The 17,084-nt window shown below is 60.4% G+C and carries 15 protein-coding genes; 5 read left to right on the top strand and 10 right to left on the bottom strand.

Annotated features, from left to right (window positions below; translation table 11 throughout):
* The first annotated feature begins 5 nt into the window (after positions 1-5).
* Together recF and gyrB are read left to right on the top strand one after the other, a co-directional pair.
* On the top strand, positions 6-1,109 hold the full coding sequence (recF, locus tag AC4IHP_RS00565; RefSeq protein WP_056791117.1) for a DNA replication/repair protein RecF: 1,104 nt from the start codon (positions 6-8) through the stop codon (positions 1,107-1,109).
* 5 nt (positions 1,110-1,114) lie between these two features.
* On the top strand, positions 1,115-3,532 hold the full coding sequence (gyrB, locus tag AC4IHP_RS00560; RefSeq protein ID WP_024014948.1) for a DNA topoisomerase (ATP-hydrolyzing) subunit B: 2,418 nt from the start codon (positions 1,115-1,117) through the stop codon (positions 3,530-3,532).
* Between the two features lie 101 nt (positions 3,533-3,633).
* On the opposite strand, the gene AC4IHP_RS00555 is transcribed toward gyrB, so the two are convergent.
* Positions 3,634-4,353, bottom strand: a complete 720-nt coding sequence (locus tag AC4IHP_RS00555; protein ID WP_490830623.1) for a response regulator transcription factor — start codon at positions 4,351-4,353, stop codon at positions 3,634-3,636.
* A 164-nt stretch (positions 4,354-4,517) separates the two neighbouring features.
* On the opposite strand from AC4IHP_RS00555, the gene AC4IHP_RS00550 reads away from it, so the two are divergent.
* Positions 4,518-6,053, top strand: coding sequence for a sensor histidine kinase (locus AC4IHP_RS00550; RefSeq protein ID WP_490830622.1), 1,536 nt, complete (start codon positions 4,518-4,520; stop codon positions 6,051-6,053).
* A gap of 167 nt (positions 6,054-6,220) precedes the next feature.
* On the opposite strand, the gene AC4IHP_RS00545 is transcribed toward AC4IHP_RS00550, so the two are convergent.
* The 4 genes from AC4IHP_RS00545 to glyQ all read right to left on the bottom strand — a co-directional run bounded on the left by AC4IHP_RS00545 (position 6,221) and on the right by glyQ (position 10,632).
* Positions 6,221-7,000, bottom strand: a complete 780-nt coding sequence (locus tag AC4IHP_RS00545; protein WP_460122547.1) for a lysophospholipid acyltransferase family protein — start codon at positions 6,998-7,000, stop codon at positions 6,221-6,223.
* Between the two features lie 83 nt (positions 7,001-7,083).
* Positions 7,084-7,623, bottom strand: coding sequence for a D-glycero-beta-D-manno-heptose 1,7-bisphosphate 7-phosphatase (gmhB, locus tag AC4IHP_RS00540; RefSeq protein WP_164488352.1), 540 nt, complete (start codon positions 7,621-7,623; stop codon positions 7,084-7,086).
* Positions 7,624-7,627: 4 nt separating this feature from the next.
* Positions 7,628-9,682 carry a glycine--tRNA ligase subunit beta gene (glyS, locus tag AC4IHP_RS00535; RefSeq protein ID WP_490830621.1) on the bottom strand — a complete coding sequence of 685 codons (2,055 nt, stop codon included), beginning with the start codon at positions 9,680-9,682 and terminating at the stop codon, positions 7,628-7,630.
* Positions 9,679-10,632, bottom strand: coding sequence for a glycine--tRNA ligase subunit alpha (gene glyQ, locus AC4IHP_RS00530; protein WP_490830620.1), 954 nt, complete (start codon positions 10,630-10,632; stop codon positions 9,679-9,681). Before glyQ ends, glyS begins: the two co-directional genes overlap by 4 nt.
* Before the next feature lie 81 nt (positions 10,633-10,713).
* On the opposite strand from glyQ, the gene AC4IHP_RS00525 reads away from it, so the two are divergent.
* Together AC4IHP_RS00525 and AC4IHP_RS00520 are read left to right on the top strand one after the other, a co-directional pair.
* Positions 10,714-11,271, top strand: coding sequence for a DNA-3-methyladenine glycosylase I (locus AC4IHP_RS00525; protein ID WP_217864775.1), 558 nt, complete (start codon positions 10,714-10,716; stop codon positions 11,269-11,271).
* A gap of 39 nt (positions 11,272-11,310) precedes the next feature.
* Positions 11,311-12,198 carry a lysophospholipid acyltransferase gene (locus AC4IHP_RS00520; RefSeq protein ID WP_460122551.1) on the top strand — a complete coding sequence of 296 codons (888 nt, stop codon included), beginning with the start codon at positions 11,311-11,313 and terminating at the stop codon, positions 12,196-12,198.
* Between the two features lie 56 nt (positions 12,199-12,254).
* Here AC4IHP_RS00520 and AC4IHP_RS00515 read toward each other — a convergent pair whose 3' ends face one another.
* The 5 genes from AC4IHP_RS00515 to def all read right to left on the bottom strand — a co-directional run bounded on the left by AC4IHP_RS00515 (position 12,255) and on the right by def (position 16,948).
* On the bottom strand, positions 12,255-12,569 hold the full coding sequence (locus AC4IHP_RS00515) for a tetratricopeptide repeat protein (RefSeq protein WP_041476513.1): 315 nt from the start codon (positions 12,567-12,569) through the stop codon (positions 12,255-12,257).
* 150 nt (positions 12,570-12,719) lie between these two features.
* Entirely contained in the window at positions 12,720-14,096 is a 1,377-nt protein-coding gene (trkA, locus tag AC4IHP_RS00510) for a Trk system potassium transporter TrkA (protein WP_016772381.1), read from the bottom strand.
* 21 nt (positions 14,097-14,117) lie between these two features.
* The gene (gene rsmB / locus AC4IHP_RS00505; RefSeq protein WP_490830619.1) at positions 14,118-15,428 is read right to left on the bottom strand and encodes a 16S rRNA (cytosine(967)-C(5))-methyltransferase RsmB; all 1,311 of its coding nucleotides are present in this window, start codon (positions 15,426-15,428) and stop codon (positions 14,118-14,120) included.
* Positions 15,425-16,384, bottom strand: a complete 960-nt coding sequence (gene fmt / locus AC4IHP_RS00500) for a methionyl-tRNA formyltransferase (protein ID WP_460122556.1) — start codon at positions 16,382-16,384, stop codon at positions 15,425-15,427. Before fmt ends, rsmB begins: the two co-directional genes overlap by 4 nt.
* Positions 16,385-16,441: 57 nt before the next feature.
* On the bottom strand, positions 16,442-16,948 hold the full coding sequence (gene def, locus AC4IHP_RS00495) for a peptide deformylase (RefSeq protein WP_490830618.1): 507 nt from the start codon (positions 16,946-16,948) through the stop codon (positions 16,442-16,444).
* Positions 16,949-17,084: the final 136 nt, after the last annotated feature.

The following is a 17,084-nucleotide window of genomic DNA, read 5'->3' as shown; positions in this document are numbered from 1 at the left end:
CCTGAATGTCGTTAAGTCGTGTTTCGGTCACCGCGGTGCGCAATCTGCACCCGGTGACCTTCTCCCCCTCCCCCCGCATCAACATTCTTTACGGCGCCAACGGCAGCGGCAAAACCAGTGTTCTGGAAGCCATTCATCTGCTGGGGCTCGCCCGTTCGTTTCGCAGCACGCGGCTTTTGCCGGTGATTCAGTACGAACAGCTCGCCTGTACCGTGTTCGGTCAGGTTGAACTGGCTGAAGGCGGACACAGTGCGCTGGGGATTTCTCGCGACCGTCAGGGAGAGTTCCAGATTCGCATCGATGGCCAGAACGCCCGAAGCGCTGCGCAGTTGGCGGAGATCCTGCCGTTGCAGTTGATCAACCCGGACAGCTTCCGTCTGCTGGAAGGCGCGCCGAAGATTCGCCGGCAGTTTCTCGACTGGGGCGTGTTCCACGTTGAACCGCGTTTCATGGCCACCTGGCAGCGTTTGCAGAAGGCCTTGCGCCAGAGAAACTCCTGGCTGCGGCATGGTACACTTGACGCCGTTTCGCAAGCGGTCTGGGACAGGGAACTGTGTCAGGCCAGCGCTGAAATCGATGAATACCGCCGCGCTTACATCACAGCCTTGAAACCGGTCTTCGAGCAGACCTTGAGCGAACTGGTTGAGCTCGAGGGTTTGACGCTCAGCTATTACCGAGGCTGGGACAAGGACCGCGAATTGAGCGCCGTACTTGCCGCTTCCGTGCAACGGGATCAGCAGATGGGGCACACCCAAGCCGGCCCGCAACGCGCTGATTTGCGTCTCAGATTGGGCGCACACAATGCCGCGGACATCTTGTCCCGGGGTCAGCAAAAGCTGGTGGTCTGTGCGCTGCGGATTGCCCAGGGGCACCTGGTCAGCCAGGCCCGTCGCGGACAATGTATTTATCTGGTGGATGACTTGCCGTCCGAGCTGGACGAGAGCCACCGTCGCGCGCTATGCCGCTTGCTGGAAGACTTACGCTGCCAGGTGTTCATCACTTGTGTAGATCACGAATTACTGAGGGAAGGCTGGCAGACGGAAACGCCAGTCGCTTTGTTCCACGTGGAACAGGGCCGTATCACCCAGACCCACGACCATCGGGAGTGAAGGCATTGAGCGAAGAAAATACGTACGACTCAACGAGCATTAAAGTGCTGAAAGGCCTGGATGCCGTACGCAAACGTCCCGGTATGTACATTGGTGACACCGACGATGGCAGCGGTCTGCACCACATGGTGTTCGAGGTGGTCGACAACTCGATCGACGAAGCCCTCGCCGGCCATTGCGACGACATCAGCATCATCATCCACCCGGACGAATCCATCACCGTTAAAGACAACGGTCGTGGCATCCCGGTAGACGTGCATAAAGAGGAAGGCGTCTCCGCCGCCGAGGTCATCATGACCGTCCTCCACGCTGGCGGTAAGTTCGACGACAACTCGTACAAGGTATCCGGCGGTCTGCACGGCGTAGGTGTGTCGGTAGTGAACGCACTGTCCGAAGAGCTGGTCCTGACTGTGCGCCGCAGCGGCAAGATCTGGGAACAGACCTACGTCCACGGCGTACCTCAGGCACCGATGGCCATCGTTGGCGACAGCGAAACCACCGGTACCCAGATCCACTTCAAGGCTTCCAGCGAAACCTTCAAGAACATTCACTTCAGCTGGGACATCCTCGCCAAGCGCATTCGTGAATTGTCCTTCCTCAACTCCGGTGTCGGCATTGTTCTCAAGGACGAGCGCAGCGGTAAGGAAGAGCTGTTCAAGTATGAAGGTGGCCTGCGTGCGTTCGTTGAATACCTGAACACCAACAAGACTGCGGTCAACCAGGTGTTCCACTTCAACATCCAGCGTGAAGACGGCATCGGCGTGGAAATCGCCCTGCAGTGGAACGACAGCTTCAACGAGAACCTGTTGTGCTTCACCAACAACATTCCGCAGCGCGACGGCGGCACCCACCTGGTGGGCTTCCGTTCGGCACTGACGCGTAACCTGAACAACTATATCGAGCAGGAAGGTCTGGCGAAGAAGCACAAAGTCGCCACCACCGGTGACGATGCCCGTGAAGGCCTGACCGCGATCATTTCGGTGAAAGTACCGGATCCGAAGTTCAGCTCGCAGACCAAAGACAAGCTGGTCTCTTCCGAAGTGAAGACCGCGGTCGAACAGGAAATGGGCAAGTACTTCTCCGACTTCCTCCTGGAAAACCCGAACGAAGCCAAGCTGGTGGTCGGCAAGATGATCGACGCCGCCCGTGCCCGTGAAGCTGCGCGCAAGGCCCGTGAGATGACCCGCCGCAAAGGCGCGCTGGACATTGCCGGCCTGCCGGGCAAGCTCGCTGACTGCCAGGAAAAAGACCCGGCGTTGTCCGAACTGTACCTGGTGGAGGGTGACTCCGCGGGCGGCTCTGCCAAGCAGGGACGTAACCGCAAGACCCAGGCGATCCTGCCGTTGAAGGGCAAGATTCTCAACGTCGAGAAGGCACGCTTCGACAAGATGATCTCGTCCCAGGAAGTGGGCACGCTGATCACCGCGCTGGGCTGCGGCATCGGTCGCGAAGAGTACAACATCGACAAGTTGCGCTATCACAACATCATCATCATGACCGATGCTGACGTCGACGGTTCGCACATCCGTACCCTGCTGTTGACGTTCTTCTTCCGTCAGTTGCCAGAGCTAATCGAGCGCGGCTATATCTACATCGCCCAGCCACCGCTGTACAAGGTCAAGAAAGGCAAGCAAGAGCAGTACATCAAAGACGACGACGCCATGGAAGAGTACATGACGCAGTCGGCTCTGGAAGATGCAAGCTTGCACCTGAACGAAGAAGCCCCGGGCATTTCCGGTGAAGCGCTGGAACGTCTGGTGAATGACTTCCGCATGGTCATGAAGACCCTCAAGCGTCTGTCGCGCCTGTACCCACAGGAACTGACCGAGCACTTCATCTACCTGCCAGCCGTCAGCCTGGAAACCCTGGGCGACCATGCAGCAATGCAAGAGTGGCTGGCCCAGTACGAAGTCCGTCTGCGTACCAACGAGAAGTCTGGCCTGGTCTACAAGGCCAGCCTGCGCGAAGACCGTGAACGTGGCGTCTGGCTGCCAGAGGTCGAACTGATCTCTCACGGCCTGTCGAACTACGTCACCTTCAACCGCGACTTCTTCGGCAGCAACGACTACAAAACCGTGGTCACCCTGGGCGCGCAACTGAGCACCCTGCTCGACGAAGGCGCGTACATCCAGCGCGGCGAGCGCAAGAAAGCCGTTACCGAGTTCAAGGAAGCACTGGACTGGCTGATGGCTGAAAGCACCAAGCGCCACACAATCCAGCGATACAAAGGTCTGGGCGAAATGAACCCGGATCAGCTGTGGGAAACCACCATGGACCCAAGCGTGCGGCGCATGCTGAAAGTCACCATCGAAGATGCCATCGGCGCAGACCAGATCTTCAACACCCTGATGGGTGATGCGGTCGAACCTCGCCGGGACTTCATCGAGAGCAACGCGTTGGCGGTTTCCAACCTGGATTTCTGATCCAGATTGGCGGCAACGAAAAAGGCCAACGCATTGCGTTGGCCTTTTTTATTTCAGGGTCTGTCCTTCTAAGCTATTCCGGGCATTTTGTTCGGGATGGGCTACTCAACCGCAGATGCGACACTTTCCAGACGATACCCATACCCATAGATCGTCAATAGCTGCCAACCCCGATCAGCCGTGAGCCCGAGCTTGTTGCGCAATCGGTAGATGTGCGTGTCCAGCGGCCGCGAAGACGTTGTCTCCTCGTTCGGCCAGAAGCGCTCGTACAGATAATCTCGTGACAGCGGCCGGCCCAGGTTGCTGAACAGACACCGCGCCAGTCGGTACTCGCGCTCGGTCATAAGGATCGGTTTACCTTCACGGGTAACGGTCAATTCCGCGTCATCGAAGGTCAGATCGTGGAAACTCTGCACCTCCCCCGCCGCGCTGCGCGGTTGGCTATGCCGGCGCAATACCGCAGCCACCCTCGCCTTCAACTCATTCGGGCGAAACGGCTTGCTGACATAATCGTCGGCCCCGGCATTCAAGGCTTGCACGATATCGCTCTCGCCGTCGCGACTGGTCAGCATGATGGCTGCCGGTGGCGCGTCCATGTGTTCACGGGTCCAGCGCAGCAGTGCCAGACCCGTGAGGTCGGGAAGTTGCCAGTCGAGGATCAGCAGGTCGAACGTTTCCCGGCGTAACTGGCGCAACAAGTCTTCGCCACGATCGAAGCTGTGCAGTGACCACGGCTGTTCCCCAGCTTCGGCCATTTGCTCCAGGGTTTGCTCGACCCGGCGCAGTTCGGCGGGTTCGTCGTCCAGAATGGCAACGCGCATCGGCGGTGTTCCTTGTCGCTGGGGCTGGGATGTCGACAATAACGACTCCCCGGCCACGATGAAAGAAGCAGCCCGTCGATGGTCGACGTCCGCTATGATTCTTCGGGTCTACGCCTCAGACCTGAGACCTATGAAACCATTCCCACTGCCCTGCCCTTTGCCTCATGCATAACACTCAACGCCGACGTGAAAGTCGGGAGCCGAGTCAGGTCCAGCGTCTGTTCCGGCGGCTGGTGCGCGAGTGGTTGTGGATAAGTCTAGTGCTATTGCCACTGACTGCCTTGTTGTCTTATCGCGCCCAGTTCAACCTGCACAATCCGTCGCCAGCGCTCGGCGCGTTGCTGTCGATGGCGATGGTCGCGTGTGTGCTGGGATTGTTGCTGTGGCGACCGCGTTGGGCGTTGTGGGTAACTTTGATCGGCATGGCCGGTGCGCTGATCAGCAGTGCCCTGCTCGCCGAAGTACGCTACTGGTGGTCGCCCACATCTGCTGCGCTGGGCATGTTGTTCGGTTACCTGATCTGGAACTGGCGGCGCCTGAGTGTGGTGCTGACCTATTTCGGCTGGGAGCTGGCGCGTCTGGACAGTGAACCGAAAGTCTTCCCTGAACGCCGCCGGACTCGTTTCACCGGTGCTGACCAGTTGCAAGGCCAGATCGTGGCGCTCGAACAAGCCATGAGCCGCACCCGTGATACCCGGCGCTTCATTGCCGATGGCCTGGAATACCTGCCGGTAGCGACGCTGATCAGTGATCCGCAGGGCAAGATCCTGCTGGGCAATCGTAAGGCGCGCGAGCTGTTTGAAGATGCGCTGGTGGACGATGACGTGCTCGATCAACTGGCACGGCTCGGCTATCCGGAATTATCCACAGCGCCGCGACCGCCGCTGGCCACTCTGCCGCTGCTGGAATTTCGCGATCACAAGGAGCGCAGCCTGCGCCTGGAGAGAGCGGCGCTACTGCCGGTCGATGGCGATACGCCGATCGGCTGGTTGCTCAGCCTGACGGATTTGAGTGCCGAGCGTGCGGCCGAGGAGCAACGCGGCGTCCTGCTGCGTTTTCTGTCCCATGACCTGCGCGCGCCCCATTCGGCGATCCTCGCCCTGCTTGATGTGCATCGTCATCAGGCCGGCGCTGATACGCCGTTGTTCGAGCAGATTGAGCGTCAGGTCCGCCGGGCGCTGGATCTGACCGATGGTTTCGTCTTGTTGGCGCGAGCTGAGTCCGAGACCTACCAGTTCCGCCCGACGTTATTCGCGATGCTGGTTTTGGACGTGCTGGATCAGGCCTTGCCCATCGCCCAGCAGAAACGCATCGAGCTGCTCAACGAGGTCGATGAGCAATGTCAGGAGCGGCTGATTCTGGCCGATCAGGGATTGCTGACGCGCGCCCTGTTCAATCTGCTGGAAAACGCGATCAAGTACAGTCCGGCAAACAGCACGGTGCAATTGAAGGTCAGCTGTAATGGACAGTGGCTGCGCTGCGTGTTGAACGATCAGGGCAAAGGAATTGCTGCCGATGAATTGCCTGACCTGTTCAGCCAGTATCGGCGTTTTTCCTCGGCTCAAGGCATCGACGGCGTGGGCTTGGGTCTGTCGATGGTGAAAGCGGTGATTGATCATCATGGCGGCAAGATCGAGTGTCACAGCGTTGTCGATGCGGGAACCACATTCCGCATCGAGTTGCCGCTGATTGCCGAATGAACGGACACAAAAAAACCGGCTATAACAGCCGGTTTTTTTACATCCGAATAAAACTTATGCACGGATTTCGTTCAACTTATCGATTTGGAAATATCGACTAAAATCAATAAGTTAAAAAACGATTACGGACTTTTGAAGCAAAAGCGTACACAGGTTATCCACAAAAATCAGACAGCCAGTTGGTCACTCGCGGTCGGTGCCTGTGGCGCCGGTGGCAGCGAGCCCATATCGCGCTGGGTTTTCTCGTTCCACGCCTGCACGCGGTCATTGAGCTCAGCGATGGCGCGCGGCCCGCTACCTTCGGCATACATCGGTTCGCCGATGACCACGGTGATCACTCCGGCCTGTTTACCCCAGCCGATTTTCGGCCAGAACTTGCCGGCATTGTGTGCAATCGGCAGTACTGGAAGCGCCGCATTCACCGCCAAAGCGCTGCCACTGCGGGAGAATTTTCCGACGGTGCCGTACGGGACTCGTGTCCCTTCCGGAAAGATCAGCACCCAGACGTTGTCCTTGAGCAGCTCGTCGCCTTTGGCCGCGACTTGTTTGAGCGCCGCTTTTGGGTTGTCGCGGTCGATGGCGATCGGGCGCAGCATGGCCATGGCCCAGCCGAAGAACGGCACGTAAAGCAATTCGCGCTTGAGCACCTGGCTCAATGGCGAGAAATAAGCGGAGAGAAAGAACGTCTCCCAAGTGCTCTGGTGGTTCGATTGAATCACGCAGGGCCGGTCTGGCACGTTTTCCGCGCCTTTGATTTCGTAGCGGATGCCAAGGAACACCTTGGTCAGCCACAGGGCGCAACGGCACCAGTACACGTTGATGAAACGATAGCGCGCCTTGAAGGACAGAAACGGCGCGATGAAAAAGCTCAGGCTGCACCACAGCAACGCTGTTGTGCCCAGCAGCAGATAGAAAAGAAAGATTCTGAAGGCCCGCAGTATCGACATGGCGACGGTTACCGTTACGGGGCAATGCCCGACTGTTCAAGCGCACTCCCGAGCAATCCCTGGCCAGGAAATTCAGAAGTACTCTAGTTGTGGATAAGTTCTGCGGCAATCGCCGCCAGATCGTCAAAAATCAGAGTGCCAACCGGCAGGGTTTTGCCCTGAGTCTTTTCGCCTTTCCCGGTCTTCACCAAAACTGGCTGTGAATCGACGGCTTTGGCGGCCTCCAGGTCACCAAGGCTGTCGCCGACGAACCAGACGTTGGTCAACGGCACCGTGTAATGCTCGGCAATGGTTTTCAACATTCCCGGTTTCGGTTTGCGACAATCGCAGCCTTCGTCCGGGCCATGCGGGCAATACACGATCAAGCCGACTTCGCCGCCCTGCTCCGCGACCAGCTCGCGCAGGCGCGCGTGCATGGCCTCCAGGGTGGCGAGGTCGTAGTAGCCGCGAGCAATGCCCGACTGGTTGGTGGCCACCGCCACCGTCCAGCCGGCCTTGCTCAACTGCGCAATCGCTTCGATCGAGCCGGGCAGCGGAATCCACTCCTCCACCGACTTGATGTAGGCATCGGAGTCGTAATTGATCACGCCGTCACGATCGAGAATCAGCAGTTTCAACAGCAATCCCTCAACCCAGCAGCGAAATGTCGGCAACACCGAGGAACAGGCCACGCAGACGCGCCAGCAGCGCATAACGGTTGGCCCGCACATTGGCATCGTCGGCATTGACCATCACCGCGTCGAAGAACGCATCCACCGGCTCGCGCAGGGCGGCCAGGCGTGCCAGCGATTCGTTGTACTGACGTGCGGCGGCCATCGGCTGTACCGCTTGATCCGCCTGTTGGATCGCCGAGTACAGCGAGAACTCGTTGGCGTTGTCGAAGTACTTGGCCTCGACCACGGTCGGTACCGAGCCTTCGACTTTGCTCAACAGGTTCGACACACGCTTGTTCACCGCCGCCAGCGCTGCTGCTTCCGGCAGTTTGCGGAAGGCCTGCACCGCCTGCACACGCTGGTCGAAGTCCAGCGCCGAGCCTGGCTTGAGCGCACGTACCGACAGGTAAGTGGCGACATCGACGCCTTCGTCTTCATAACGCGCCCGCAGACGGTCGAAGATGAATTCCAGCACGGCTTCGTTGAGGCCGGCCGCCTTGACCTTGCCGCCGAACGCATTCACCGCGAAAGCCACGGCGTCGTTCAGATCCAGATCCAGTTGCTTCTCGATCAGGATCCGCAGCACACCCAGCGCCGCACGGCGCAAGGCATACGGATCTTTGCTGCCGGTTGGCAGCATGCCGATACCGAAGATGCCGACCAGAGTATCGAGCTTGTCGGCGATCGCCACGGCTGCACCGGTCAGGGTCGCCGGCAATTCAGCGCCGGCACCGCGTGGCATGTACTGCTCGTTCAACGCCAGCGCGACGTCCTGCGGCTCGCCGTCATTGAGGGCGTAGTAGTAACCGGCGACGCCTTGCATCTCCGGGAACTCGCCAACCATTTCGGTGGCCAGGTCGCACTTCGACAGCAGGCCTGCGCGGGCAGCCCACGAAGCGTTGCCGCCGATGCGTGCGGCGATGTACGCGGCCAGTTTCGATACGCGCTCGGCCTTGTCGTAGACACTGCCGAGTTTTTCCTGGAACACCACGTTCTGCAGGCGCAGGTTGAAGTCTTCGAGCTTCTGCTTCTTGTCCTGCTTGAAGAAGAACTCGGCGTCGGTCAGACGTGGGCGAACCACTTTCTCGTTACCGGCGATGATCTGCTGCGGGTCTTTGCTTTCGATGTTGGCCACGGTGATGAAACGTGGCAGCAACTTGCCGTCGGCATCCAGCAGGCAGAAGTACTTCTGGTTGTCCTGCATGGTGGTGATCAGTGCTTCCTGCGGCACGTCGAGGAAGCGTTCCTCGAACGAACACACCAGCGGCACCGGCCATTCGACCAGCGCCGTCACTTCGTCAAGCAATGCCGGCGGAACGATCGCCGTGCCTTCCTGACGGGTGGCCAGCTCTTCGGTGCGCTTGCTGATGATCTCGCGACGCTCGTTGGCATCGGCCAATACGTAAGCGGCACGCAAGTCGGCGAGGTAGCTCGACGGCGAACCGATGCGTACGGCTTCCGGATGGTGGAAACGGTGTCCACGGGAATCACGGCCAGCCTTCTGCGCGAGGATCGTGCAATCAATGACCTGATCACCGAGCAGCATCACGAGCCACTGGGTCGGACGCACGAACTCTTCCTTGCGCGCACCCCAACGCATGCGTTTCGGGATCGGCAGGTCGTTCAGGGAATCTTCGACGATGGTCGGCAACAGGCTCGCGGTCGGCTTGCCGGCGATGTTTTGGCTGTAGCGCAGTTTCGGACCGCTTTGATCGATTTCGCTCAGCTCGACGCCACACTTCTTGGCGAAGCCCAGGGCGGCCTGAGTCGGGTTGCCGTCAGCGTCGAACGCGGCCTGACGTGGCGGGCCATCGAGGTTGATGCTGCGATCCGGCTGCTGAGTGGCCAGCGCAGTGATCAGCACCGCCAGACGCCGTGGCGCGGCATAAACGGTTTTGCTTTCGTAGCTCAGGCCAGCGGCTTGCAGGCCCTTGTCGATACCGGCGAGGAACGCATCAGCCAAAGTGTTCAGAGCTTTGGGTGGCAGTTCTTCGGTGCCCAGTTCAACCAGAAAATCTTGCGCACTCATTGTGCAGCCTCCAGCTTGGCCAGTACTTCGTCACGCAGGTCCGGGGTCGCCATCGGGAAGCCCAGCTTGGCGCGGGCCAGCAGGTAGGCTTGCGCAACGGAACGCGCCAGGGTGCGCACGCGCAGAATGTATTGCTGACGTGCAGTCACCGAGATCGCCCGGCGCGCATCCAGCAGGTTGAAGGTGTGCGACGCCTTCAACACCATTTCGTAGCTCGGCAACGGCAGCGGCTGGTCGAGTTCGATCAGGCGCTTGGCTTCGCTTTCATAGAAGTCGAACAGCTCGAACAGTTTGTCGACGTTGGCGTGTTCGAAGTTGTAGGTGGACTGCTCCACTTCGTTCTGGTGGAACACATCGCCATAGGTGACTTTGCCGAACGGGCCGTCAGCCCAGACCAGGTCGTAGACCGAATCCACGCCTTGCAGGTACATCGCCAGCCGCTCGAGACCGTAGGTGATCTCGCCGGTCACCGGGTAGCACTCGATGCCGCCCGCTTGCTGGAAGTAGGTGAACTGAGTGACTTCCATGCCGTTGAGCCAGACTTCCCAGCCCAGACCCCAGGCGCCGAGGGTCGGCGATTCCCAGTTGTCTTCGACGAAACGGATGTCGTGCACCAGCGGGTCGAGACCGACATGCTTGAGCGAGCCCAGATACAGTTCCTGGAAATTGTCCGGGTTCGGCTTCAGGACTACCTGGAACTGATAGTAGTGCTGCAGACGGTTCGGGTTTTCGCCGTAACGGCCATCAGTCGGACGGCGGCTTGGCTGTACGTAAGCGGCGTTCCAGATTTCCGGGCCGATGGCGCGCAGGAAGGTCGCGGTGTGGAAAGTGCCGGCGCCTACTTCCATATCGTAGGGCTGAAGTACCACACAACCTTGCTCGGCCCAGTATTGCTGGAGCGCGAGGATCAAGTCTTGGAAGGTACGCACGGCTGGCGTAGGCTGGCTCACGAAATTCACCTGTTTCTTGGGCTGCGATTTAAAGAGCGGGAGTATACCCGATTCGTTGCTGCGCACGCCCCCTGGAGCCTTATGCCACGCTGCTTTTGGTGTACCGAAGATCCGCTGTACATGGCTTATCACGATCAGGAGTGGGGCACGCCGCTACGCGATGCGCAGGGTTTGTTCGAGTTGCTTTTGCTCGAAGGGTTCCAGGCCGGGCTGTCGTGGATCACTGTGTTGCGCAAACGTGAGCGCTATCGCGAGGTGTTGTTCGGCTTCGACGTGCAGCGCGTGGCACAGATGAGCGACGCCGAAATCGACGAACTGATGCTCGACCCGGGCATCATCCGCAACCGCCTGAAACTCAATGCCGCCCGGCGCAATGCCCAGGCGTGGCTGGCGCTGGAGGATCCGGTGGCATTTCTGTGGTCGTTTGTTGGCGAGCAACCGATCATCAATCATTTCAAGGACCGCAGCGAGGTCCCGGCGATCACCCCCGAAGCGCTGGCGATGAGCAAGGCTCTGAAAAAAGCCGGCTTCACCTTCGTCGGTCCGACCATTTGCTACGCGCTGATGCAGGCCTCGGGCATGGTCATGGACCACACCCAGGATTGCGACCGCTACGCGCAGCTCGCCAACGCCGGTTAGAATGCCCGCCTCGCACAGCACAAAGATCAGGAGTGACCTGTGGAAAAGTTTAAAGGCGCCTTGCTGGTAGGCGCTCTGCGGCTGTTTGCCCTGCTGCCATGGCGGGCCGTGCAGGCCGTGGGTTCGGCGATCGGCTGGATCATGTGGAAAACCCCCAACCGTTCCCGCGAAGTGGTGCGGATCAACCTCGCCAAGTGTTTTCCACAGATGGATGCGGCCGAACGTGAGCGTCTGGTCGGGCAGAGTCTGAAAGACATCGGCAAGTCGCTGACCGAAAGCGCCTGCGCGTGGATCTGGCCGGCGCAGCGCTCGATCGATCTGGTTCGCGAAGTCGAAGGCCTCGATGTACTCAAGGATGCGCTCGCTTCGGGCAAAGGCGTGGTCGGCATCACCAGCCACCTCGGCAACTGGGAAGTGCTCAACCACTTCTATTGCAGCCAGTGCAAACCGATCATTTTCTACCGTCCGCCGAAGCTCAAGGCAGTGGATGAATTGCTGCGCAAACAGCGCGTGCAGCTGGGCAACAAGGTCGCGGCGTCGACCAAGGAAGGCATTCTCAGCGTCATCAAGGAAGTGCGTAAGGGGGGGGCCGTGGGCATCCCCGCCGACCCGGAACCGGCCGAATCGGCCGGGATTTTCGTGCCGTTCTTCGCCACTCAGGCGCTGACCAGCAAATTCGTACCGAACATGTTGGCCGGCGGCAAAGCGGTCGGTGTGTTCCTGCATGCCCTGCGCCTGCCTGACGGCTCGGGCTACAAAGTCATTCTCGAAGCCGCGCCAGAAGCGATGTACAGCACCGATACCGCCGAGTCCTGCGCGGCCATGAGCAAAGTGGTCGAGCGTTACGTCGCGGCGTATCCGAGCCAGTACATGTGGAGCATGAAACGCTTCAAGAAACGTCCGCCGGGTGAAGCGCGCTGGTACTGAGCAACTTCGCTTGGGGATGGTTAATGCAGACGGCCTCGCCTTGCGCTATCGGTAGCTCAAGGTGCCTGTCGCTCGAGCTTCTTCAGGAACACCGTCATCTCCTTCTCGGCCTGTTTGTCACCGTGAGCGCGGGCCGCCTCCAGGCCCTGCTCCCAGGCCTGACGCGCAGCGGCGTGATCGCCTAGCGCCAGCTGCGCCTTGCCCAGCAACTTCCACGCCGCCGAGTATTTCGGGTCGAACGCGACACAACGCTGAAAATGCTCGGCAGCCTTGGCGTTTTCGCCCAGGTCCAGATATCCCTTGCCCAGGCCGAAGCGCAACAGAGCGTTATCCACACCCTTGGCGAGCATTTTTTCCAGGGATTCGAGCATTGGCGGAGTCCTTTCTATTGTTCGTCAGAAAATCTGCGAGTCTTTCAGACCGCTTTCGCGAGCAGGCTCGCTCCCACATTTGGAATGCATTCCCCCTGTGGGAGCGAGCCTGCTCGCGAAGGGTCCATCACGGGCAACGTTGTCTTCAGGTCAGAAAAAGCTCAACCCCACATGAAACAGCTTCTCCACATCGCGAATATGCTTTTTATCCACAAGGAACAGAATCACGTGGTCACCCGCTTCGATCACCGTGTCGTCGTGAGCGATGATCACTTTCTCGTTGCGGATCACCGCGCCGATGGTGGTGCCTGGTGGCAGGCCGATCTTCTCGATCGGCTTGCCGATGACCTTGCTCGACTTGGCATCACCGTGGGCAATCGCCTCGATCGCTTCCGCCGCGCCGCGTCGCAGTGAGTGCACGCTGACGATGTCGCCTCGGCGCACGTGGGCGAGCAAGGTGCCGATGGTCGCCAGTTGCGGGCTGATGGCGATGTCGATGTCGCCGCCCTGGATCAGGTCGACGTAGGCCGGGTTGTTGATGATCGTCATGACCTTCTTCGCCCCCAGCCGTTTGGCCAGCAGCGATGACATGATGTTGGCTTCGTCATCGTTGGTCAGGGCGAGGAAGATATCGGCATCGGCGATGTTCTCTTCCAGCAGCAGATCGCGATCCGAGGCGCTGCCCTGCAACACCACGGTGCTGTCGAGGGTGTCGGAGAGGTAGCGGCAGCGCGCCGGGCTCATCTCGATGATCTTCACCTGATAACGACTTTCGATGGCCTCGGCCAGACGCTCGCCGATCTGCCCGCCACCGGCAATGACAATGCGTTTGTAGGTTTCATCGAGGCGGCGCATTTCGCTCATCACCGCGCGAATATCCTCACGGGCAGCGATGAAGAAGACTTCGTCATCCGCCTCAATCACCGTGTCGCCCTGGGGCAGGATCGGCCGGTCACGGCGGAAGATCGCCGCCACGCGGGTTTCGACGTTCGGCATGTGCTCACGCAACTGGCGCAGTTGCTGGCCTACCAGCGGCCCGCCGTAATAGGCGCGCACCGCCACCAGTTGCGCCGCGCCTTCGGCGAAGTCGATCACCTGCAAGGCGCCGGGATGCTGGATCAGGCGCTTGATGTAATTGGTCACGACCTGCTCGGGGCTGATCAGCACGTCGACCGGAATCGCTTCGTTCTGGAACAGCTGTTCCTCGCGATTGAGGTACGACGCTTCGCGCACCCGGGCGATTTTGGTCGGCGTGTGGAACAGCGTGTGCGCGACCTGGCAGGCGACCATGTTGGTCTCGTCGCTGTTGGTCACCGCGACCAGCATGTCGGCGTCGTCGGCACCGGCCTGACGCAGCACCGACGGCAGTGAGCCCCGGCCCTGCACGGTGCGGATGTCGAGGCGGTCGCCGAGGTCGCGCAGGCGCTCGCCATCGGTGTCGACCACGGTGATGTCGTTGGCCTCGCTGGCCAGATGTTCGGCCAGCGAACCGCCGACCTGTCCCGCACCGAGGATGATGATTTTCATCCAGTCACTCCATGAATCCGTTTAGCCGCGCGCGGCAGCGATCTTGATCAGCTTGGCGTAATAGAACCCGTCATGCCCGCCCTGCTGGGCCAGCAATTGGCGACCATGGGGCTGCTTGATCCCGGCCGCCGTGGCCAGATCCAGTTCCCGCGCACCCGGCGTGCGTTCGAGGAAGGCAGCGATGACTTCGGTGTTCTCGGTCGGCAGCGTCGAGCACGTGGCGTAGAGCAGGATGCCGCCGACCTCGAGGGTTTTCCACATGGCTTCGAGCAGCTCGCCTTGCAGTTGCGCCAGGGCTGCGATGTCGTCGGGCTGGCGGGTCAGCTTGATATCCGGATGGCGGCGGATCACCCCCGTGGCCGAACATGGCGCGTCGAGCAGGATGCGCTGGAACGGTTTGCCGTCCCACCATTTATCGATATCGCGACCGTCGGCGGCGATCAACTCAGCGTTGAGGCCTAGGCGCTCAAGGTTTTCCTTCACTCGCACCAGACGTTTGGCTTCCAGATCCACCGCCACCACCCCGGCCAGCGCCGGCTCGGCTTCGAGGATGTGGCAGGTCTTGCCGCCGGGCGCGCAGCAGGCGTCGAGGACGCGTTGCCCCGGCGCCAGATCGAGCAGGTCGGCGGCCAGTTGCGCCGCTTCGTCCTGCACGCTGATCCAGCCTTCGGCGAAACCCGGCAGGCTGCGCACATCGGCGGCGGCTTCGAGGACGATGCCGTCGCGGCTGTACACGCAGGGCGCTGCGGCGATCCCGGCTTCGCCCAGCAACGCGAGATAAGCATCGCGGCTGTGATGGCGGCGGTTGACCCGCAGGATCATCGGCGGATGCGCGTTATTCGCTGCGCAGATGGCTTCCCACTGTTGCGGCCAGAAGGCCTTCAGGGATTTTTGCAGCCAGCGCGGGTGAGCTGTGCGCACCACCGGGTCGCGTTCCAGTTCGGCGAAGATCGTCTCGCTTTCGCGCTGGGCATTGCGCAGCACGGCGTTGAGCAGACCTTTGGCCCAAGGCTTTTTCAGCTTGTCGGCACACCCGACGGTTTCACCGATGGCGGCGTGCGCCGGCACGCGGGTGTACAGCAATTGGTACAGGCCAACCAGTAGCAACGCCTCGACATCGGCGTCGGCGGCTTTGAACGGTTTCTGCAGAAGTTTTTCCGCCAGTGCCGACAGGCGTGGCTGCCAGCGTGCGGTGCCGAAGGCCAGATCCTGAGTGAAACCGCGATCGCTATCCTCGACCTTGTCCAGTTGCGTCGGCAGAGAGCTGTTCAGTGAAGCCTTGCCGCTGAGCACGGCAGCGAGTGCCTTGGCGGCGGCCAGACGCGGATTCATTGCGCGTCCACCGCAGCGCCGAGCACGCTGCCGACGGCGAATTTCTCACGACGGCTGTTGAACAGATCGCTGAAATTCAATGCTTTGCCGCCGGGCAGTTGCAGGCGGGTCAGGCACAGCGCTTGGGCACCGCAGGCGACGATCAGGCCGTCCTTGCTGGCGCTGAGGATTTCACCCGGGGCGCCAGTGCCTTCGGCCACAGTCGCCGCCAGCACTTTCAACGCTTCGCCATTGAGCGTGCTGTGAGTGATCGGCCAGGGGTTGAAGGCGCGGACCAGGCGTTCCAGCTCCACCGCCGGACGCCTCCAGTCGATTCGCGCCTCGTCTTTGTTCAGCTTGTGCGCATAGGTGGCGAGTTCGTCGTTCTGCACTTCACCTTGCAGAGTGCCGGCAGCCAGACCGGCAATCGCCTGAACCACAGCGGGCGGACCCATTTCGGCGAGGCGATCATGCAGGCTGCCGCCGGTATCTTCAGCACTGATCGGCGTGGCGACCTTGAGCAGCATCGGCCCGGTATCCAGCCCGGCTTCCATGCGCATCACGGTCACGCCGCTTTCGGCATCGCCGTGTTCAACCGCGCGCTGGATCGGCGCCGCACCGCGCCAGCGTGGCAGCAGCGAAGCATGGCTGTTGATGCAACCCAGACGTGGAATATCCAGCACCGCTTGCGGCAGGATCAAACCGTAGGCGACCACTACCAGCAAATCCGGCTTCAGCGCAGCCAGTTCGGCCTGGGCGTCGGCATTGCGCAAGGTCGGCGGCTGCAACACCTGGATATTATTTTCCAGGGCCAGTTGTTTGACCGGGCCTGGCATCAGTTTTTGCCCACGGCCGGCCGGACGATCCGGCTGGGTGTAGACCGCGACGACCTCGTACGGGCTGCTCAGCAGGGCCTTGAGGTGTTCGGCGGCGAATTCCGGGGTACCGGCAAAAACAATGCGCAGTGGCTCAATCATGAAAGGCGTCTCATAAAAAGAAAAAGGCTTGCCGCAGCAAGCCTTTGAAGAGGGGCATCAAGCGTTCTGGCGGTGCAGCTTTTCCAGCTTCTTCTTGATCCGGTCGCGTTTGAGCGTGGACAGGTAATCGACGAACAATTTGCCGTTGAGGTGGTCGCATTCGTGCTGGATGCACACCGCGAGCAGGCCTTCGGCGATCAGCTCATAGGGCTTGCCGTCGCGGTCCAGCGCCTTGATTTTGACCTTCTGCGGGCGGTCGACGTTTTCGTAGAAGCCCGGTACCGAGAGGCAGCCTTCCTGATACTGATCCATCTCGTCGGTCAGCGCTTCGAACTCAGGGTTGATGAACACCCGTGGCTCGGTACGGTCTTCGGACAGGTCCATCACGACGATACGTTTGTGCACGTTGACCTGGGTCGCGGCGAGGCCGATGCCCGGCGCTTCATACATTGTTTCAAACATGTCGTCGACCAACTGACGCACTTCGTCGTCCACTACAGCCACTGGTTTGGCGATAGTGCGCAGACGCGGGTCCGGAAATTCGAGGATGTTTAAAATGGCCATAGGCTTCGATTGCTGCACACGTTGAGTAAAGTCGGGTCGATGGCCTGGCGGGTCCGAAGATGCAGGCTACCGTTGTGAAGCGTAGCTTCTGAAAAACAGAAGCGAGCCACGGGGGCTCTGACGATTCACGCGAATG

The sequence above is a fragment of the Pseudomonas sp. UF-293 genome (assembly GCF_058245595.1).
The sequence above is the reverse complement of the archived record's forward strand: the minus strand, read 5'-3'. Positions and strand labels throughout refer to the sequence as shown.

Bases quoted from the DNA above. Each gene is read 5' to 3' on its own strand.
- def (WP_490830618.1), bottom strand. From the start codon at position 16,948: ATGGCCATTTTAAACATCCTCGAATTTCCGGACCCGCGTCTGCGCACT.
- AC4IHP_RS00550 (WP_490830622.1), top strand. From the start codon at position 4,518: ATGCATAACACTCAACGCCGACGTGAAAGTCGGGAGCCGAGTCAGGTC.
- AC4IHP_RS00515 (WP_041476513.1), bottom strand. From the start codon at position 12,569: ATGCTCGAATCCCTGGAAAAAATGCTCGCCAAGGGTGTGGATAACGCT.
- rsmB (WP_490830619.1), bottom strand. From the start codon at position 15,428: ATGAATCCGCGTCTGGCCGCCGCCAAGGCACTCGCTGCCGTGCTCAGC.
- glyS (WP_490830621.1), bottom strand. From the start codon at position 9,682: ATGAGTGCGCAAGATTTTCTGGTTGAACTGGGCACCGAAGAACTGCCA.
- AC4IHP_RS00545 (WP_460122547.1), bottom strand. From the start codon at position 7,000: ATGTCGATACTGCGGGCCTTCAGAATCTTTCTTTTCTATCTGCTGCTG.
- trkA (WP_016772381.1), bottom strand. From the start codon at position 14,096: ATGAAAATCATCATCCTCGGTGCGGGACAGGTCGGCGGTTCGCTGGCC.
- recF (WP_056791117.1), top strand. From the start codon at position 6: ATGTCGTTAAGTCGTGTTTCGGTCACCGCGGTGCGCAATCTGCACCCG.
- AC4IHP_RS00525 (WP_217864775.1), top strand. From the start codon at position 10,714: ATGCCACGCTGCTTTTGGTGTACCGAAGATCCGCTGTACATGGCTTAT.
- AC4IHP_RS00555 (WP_490830623.1), bottom strand. From the start codon at position 4,353: ATGCGCGTTGCCATTCTGGACGACGAACCCGCCGAACTGCGCCGGGTC.
- fmt (WP_460122556.1), bottom strand. From the start codon at position 16,384: ATGATTGAGCCACTGCGCATTGTTTTTGCCGGTACCCCGGAATTCGCC.